Below are 4,167 nucleotides of genomic sequence, written 5' to 3'. Positions count from 1 at the left end.
ATCTTAATTTAATTAGCCTTTTTTCGCTCAGCTAACATCTGAGCTATTTCGTCTTGTAAATCAGAGTTTAGACTATCGCACCTGGGGTGCGATAGTCTAAACTCCAGAAAAGAACTCCTAAACAGCGCTGGATAAATCACGACTGCCAACAATACATAATTAATTACATCGAGATGCACCGTCGTTATGAGTTGCCTGTTGAAGTGGCGACGGCGTTTTGGTGGGACACTCCACCGGATAGAAACGCTAGGCAGAAGTTAGAGCGGGAGTTAATCTTAAAGTGGCGAAGTCCCTTTAACAACGAAAATTGGGAACTGTGGTGTCAACCGTTTGGGAAATTTTCCTAAGCACCGGAAGGAGACACCAGACAATAACTGCCGCATTCCCACCCAAATCTATGATATGGATGGGGAATGCGCGGCAGAATTTGGTTTAATAAAATACCAAGTATCATATTTGGTAAAATGCCGAATGCCTGCTAATAATCCTTTTGATTTAAATCCTGATGAAAACAGGTCACTAGAAGAAACAAAATTTATAGATGGGGAATTAACTATAGAACCCTCGTTTTATAATGGCCATTTGATTAAGCAGCCCAAAAAACGTTGGACGCAAAAAGAACAACTCGAATTGTTAGACTGGCATCCCCTATTTACAGGGCGTTGTCCCGCCTGCGAAATGCCCTGCCTTAAATACGACCCCTCGCTAGTCTGGGAGTGCCAATATTGCGGATGGAAAGAATACCATTGCCAAACCTAACCGTTGTTTTGGTGCTTGTGTGGTAGCTTTAGGCGATAAGATTGCGATCGCCTCTGGATGTAGCTTAAATGATAAATAAAAATAAGTTATGAAGAAGTTTTTCTCGATCGCTGTCGCAATTTTTTTCTTGATAGCAGTCCCCACAGCCATCGCACAGCAACAATCAGCCACTGTTATCAGCGTTGGCGACGGCGATACAATCAGAGTCCGCAGCGCTAACCAAACCATTACCGTGAGGCTAGGCTGCATTGACGCACCGGAAATCTCCCAACAACCTTGGGGCGAAAGAGCCAGGTATAGATTAGGGCAGCTTCTACCCGCTGGTCAGGCTGTGCGACTGCGGGTAATCGACAATCGCGACCAATATGGTCGTACCATTGCCGAAGTCTTCAAAGCCAACCAATCTGTGAATTTACAGATGATTCGCGAGGGCTACGCAATTATTTATCCACAATATTTTGCTGGATGCAATGCCAGCCGTGGCCAGTACCAACAGGCAGAAACCGGAGCCAGACAAAATCGATTGGCTTTCTGGAGTCAGTCCAGCCCAATCATGCCTTGGGACTTCCGAGCCGGACGGCGAACCCCGCAACAGCCAGCTGCCAGACCCACCACCGCACCTACTACCCAAACTGCTGGCACTCCGCTACGGGAGCCAACCAGGGGACAGGGATGTCAATGTCCCTACGACATCGATCGACGGGGTAACGCTTGCGGTGGTCGATCGGCCCACTCCCGTCCCGGTGGAGAGGAGCCCAAGTGCTATGTCGGGGATTAGCGTGTTGCGTTGCACATTCCTGCTATCGCTACTTTTCGTCGCCGCCTGCAACGCCGAACGACTGCCGACGCAGCGGATGTTTGTGCAGTCGATCAACAGCGGCAGCGCGATCGACATGATGAGTCAGGGGCAGGTCTACAGGGTCAAGCTGTGCGGCGTCGATGTTGCGGCCAAACAGGACGATCGAGCTAGGAAGCTGCTTAAAAAACTGACCGAGCTGGCAGATGAAGAGGATAAAGCGCTGGTCGTTGTGACCGTGAGATCGCAGGGCAGCACCATAACGGCAGAAGTATTCGCACCCACGACCAACCGGGATGAGGAGAAGTCCCTGAATTCTGAACTGCTTGCAGCGGGGTTGGCGCGAACTAGCAAGGAAAACTGCCCAAACCAGGAGGCGTACCAAGCGATCGAGCAAGACGCCAAGGAACGGCGGGTGGGACTGTGGGGTGGTCGGTAGTTGGCTGAAAAGTTGTACAAAACTACCCATTGTTGGACAAATATCTTTGCTAAAATTAAGTTTGGTTCGCTGGACGCTCGTCTTGGTAAGTACTCCAAAGAGATGGAAGTGTTTCTTAACAAGAAATCTATTTCTAGCAAAAATTTAGCTAATCGGTATCAATCCCACTTGCTCGAAAGCTGCCCGAACCGCAAGTTCTGACGCGACTTGATAAGATCGCGCTCTTGAATCAACCGCATGGTAAAAGCCATCAATCAACAGAAGACGCAGATTGATAACCGGTTTGCATTCCCCTAATCCCGCGCCAGCTGCCAGTTTAATTCCTTGGATTATAGCCGGAAGAAACTCTTGTGGAATTTGCTCGGATGTAATGCACCAATCCAACAAAAATTGTGTTATTCCTCGATAAGGCTCGAGGTTAAAGGCAATGGGTACTATCGCAGGAGTTGGCTTGTTTACGGGTATTGTGCAACAACCGCAATTGCGATCGCTCTTACAACCTTTCCTACCCCAACCGGGCAGTGGCCCTTCTGAGCAAACGATGAATGAGGGCTGGTTTTCCTGCGAACTGGTGGGTACTGCCATTGATGGACGCACGGTGCGAGGATTAATACAGGATCGTGGAGATCCGGGCAACCGGGCGACGGTCAAATTCTTGTGTGAATCTGCTTTGAGTTTGGCATTGCAAAGTGATGAACTACCGGGTGGTAAAAATCGGGGAGGGATTTTGACTCCTGCTACTGCTTTAGGTGATGTTTTGGCTCAAAGGTTACGTCAGGCTGGTATGAGTATCGAAGTTGGAATCTAAATTTACATTTTCAACTTTGATTTATAACGCTACCTTTAAATGCCAACTAAACGATAAATAGTAACCGGGCGTTGTTGATCGATGCGATGGGCGCGGTCAGAAGCTTGGTCTTCCACAGCCGGATTCCACCAAGGGTCTGTATGAATCACATAATCAGCAGCAGTCAAATTAATCCCAGTTCCCCCAGCCTTAAGACTAATTAAAAAACGGTAGTAAGCGATCGTACAGCGAACTTGGATAAGAATGCCTGAGCGTCGTATTTTGAAATGCGACAGTTGATGAATAGCGATCGCATCTCCTTAAAACCTGTCGAATTTTAAAATTAGACAATAATTGAGCGTTAAAACTGTCGTATATTAAAATTCGACAGTGCAATCGAACTTATGCCGAAACAGAAAATTGTCATTGGAATTTTAGCGAATGCAGGTGGAGTAGGCAAAACAACCCTAGCCGTCCATCTAGCTTATGAGATATGCAAGCGAGGTCAGACAGTAGCATTAATCGACCTCGACCCCCAGCGAGCATTGGATGTATTCTGCGGTTTACCTTCAGCAGAAGCGGAAAATTCAGTAGTGCGAGTTCTTGGAAAAGACTTTGACGGTAATTGGCCATTAGTTTCAGCTTGGTCAGACCCTAATATCGAAGTTTGCCAAGGTCACCCAACTATGGCGCAAGTAGCAAATGACTTAGTAATTCGCCGCCGGGGTGAATATGTTTTGGCAGACCGCTTAAAAAGCCACCCTTTACGTCACGATGTAATTATTCTGGACTGCCCTGCCACAATTGGCATAATTTGTGAAAATGCGATCGCGGCTAGTACGGGACTGTTAGTTCCCATTCAACTAGAGATGAAATCGGTTTCGGGAGTAGCTGATTTAGTGCAGTGGTTGATTGGAATAGCTGACGATCTAATGCTCGATCCCCATCCGCCTATTTTGGGACTCATACCCAGTTTGTATGACAACAGCCGCGCCATCCACCGCCAATATTTACAACAATTACCAGAAGTAGCCGAACAACTAAGAGTCAAGCTATATCCTCAAATTCGTGATTCATCCGAATTTAAGAATTCCAGTGCTAATGGCTTACCTTTACAAAAATATCGGCCAGCACATCAAGCTTGTAAAGACTTCAAAACCATTGCTGACGATATCGTTACTTTAGTACGCAAAGGAAAACTGTAATGGCAAAGCTTCCCAAAATCAGCGAACGGTTTACTGGTGCAATTCAAGCAACTGACCAAGCACAACGAATTGCTGAATTACAAGCAGAAGTAGAAAGGCTCAGAGCTACTCAATCTCCAGAACTAGAGCAGCAAATAGAAGAGTTAAGGAAAGAATTGCTAGCTGAGGAAGGGGAACTGGA

At 47.0% G+C, this 4,167-nt stretch carries 6 protein-coding genes and 2 pseudogenes; 6 read left to right on the top strand and 2 right to left on the bottom strand.

Features of this window, described 5'->3' with window-relative positions:
• Positions 1-173 precede the first annotated feature (173 nt).
• The 3 genes from H6G03_RS36965 to H6G03_RS36955 all read left to right on the top strand — a co-directional run bounded on the left by H6G03_RS36965 (position 174) and on the right by H6G03_RS36955 (position 1,994).
• Complete coding sequence (locus H6G03_RS36965; protein ID WP_199315661.1) at positions 174-347, top strand: hypothetical protein; 174 nt, start codon at positions 174-176, stop codon at positions 345-347.
• Positions 348-847: 500 nt separating this feature from the next.
• The gene (locus H6G03_RS36960; RefSeq protein WP_190475897.1) at positions 848-1,537 is read left to right on the top strand and encodes a thermonuclease family protein; all 690 of its coding nucleotides are present in this window, start codon (positions 848-850) and stop codon (positions 1,535-1,537) included.
• A complete protein-coding gene (locus tag H6G03_RS36955; protein ID WP_190475895.1) occupies positions 1,524-1,994 on the top strand; it encodes a thermonuclease family protein in 471 nt (156 codons plus the stop codon). The genes H6G03_RS36960 and H6G03_RS36955 overlap by 14 nt, the downstream gene beginning before the upstream one ends.
• A 144-nt stretch (positions 1,995-2,138) precedes the next feature.
• Here the strand turns inward: H6G03_RS36955 and H6G03_RS39100 are convergent, their stop codons facing one another.
• Complete coding sequence (locus tag H6G03_RS39100) at positions 2,139-2,381, bottom strand: hypothetical protein (protein WP_190475893.1); 243 nt, start codon at positions 2,379-2,381, stop codon at positions 2,139-2,141.
• A gap of 40 nt (positions 2,382-2,421) precedes the next feature.
• On the opposite strand from H6G03_RS39100, the gene H6G03_RS36945 reads away from it, so the two are divergent.
• Positions 2,422-2,802, top strand: coding sequence for a saccharopine dehydrogenase family protein (locus H6G03_RS36945; RefSeq protein ID WP_199315660.1), 381 nt, complete (start codon positions 2,422-2,424; stop codon positions 2,800-2,802).
• 44 nt (positions 2,803-2,846) lie between these two features.
• On the opposite strand, the pseudogene H6G03_RS39095 reads toward H6G03_RS36945, so the two are convergent.
• Positions 2,847-3,008 (bottom strand): annotated as a pseudogene (locus H6G03_RS39095) (C-terminal helicase domain-containing protein); the annotation flags it as partial.
• 177 nt (positions 3,009-3,185) lie between these two features.
• Between H6G03_RS39095 and H6G03_RS36935 the strand changes: the two are divergent.
• Together H6G03_RS36935 and H6G03_RS36930 are read left to right on the top strand one after the other, a co-directional pair.
• Positions 3,186-3,986: a ParA family protein gene (locus H6G03_RS36935; RefSeq protein WP_190475890.1), complete on the top strand. Its 801-nt coding sequence runs from the start codon at positions 3,186-3,188 to the stop codon at positions 3,984-3,986.
• Positions 3,986-4,167 (top strand): annotated as a pseudogene (locus tag H6G03_RS36930) (chromosome partitioning protein ParB); the annotation flags it as partial. The gene H6G03_RS36935 and the pseudogene H6G03_RS36930, both read left to right, overlap by 1 nt.

Origin of the sequence: Aerosakkonema funiforme FACHB-1375 (assembly GCF_014696265.1) — a bacterium.
Taxonomy (GTDB): Bacteria; Cyanobacteriota; Cyanobacteriia; order Cyanobacteriales; family Aerosakkonemataceae; genus Aerosakkonema; species Aerosakkonema funiforme_A.
Note: the sequence above shows the minus strand (reverse complement) of the source record. Positions and strands in the feature narration are given on the sequence as shown.

Coding starts and splice junctions, on each gene's coding strand:
- H6G03_RS36935 (WP_190475890.1), top strand. CDS start 3,186: ATGCCGAAACAGAAAATTGTCATTGGAATTTTAGCGAATGCAGGTGGA.
- H6G03_RS36955 (WP_190475895.1), top strand. CDS start 1,524: ATGTCGGGGATTAGCGTGTTGCGTTGCACATTCCTGCTATCGCTACTT.
- H6G03_RS36965 (WP_199315661.1), top strand. CDS start 174: ATGCACCGTCGTTATGAGTTGCCTGTTGAAGTGGCGACGGCGTTTTGG.
- H6G03_RS36960 (WP_190475897.1), top strand. CDS start 848: ATGAAGAAGTTTTTCTCGATCGCTGTCGCAATTTTTTTCTTGATAGCA.
- H6G03_RS36945 (WP_199315660.1), top strand. CDS start 2,422: ATGGGTACTATCGCAGGAGTTGGCTTGTTTACGGGTATTGTGCAACAA.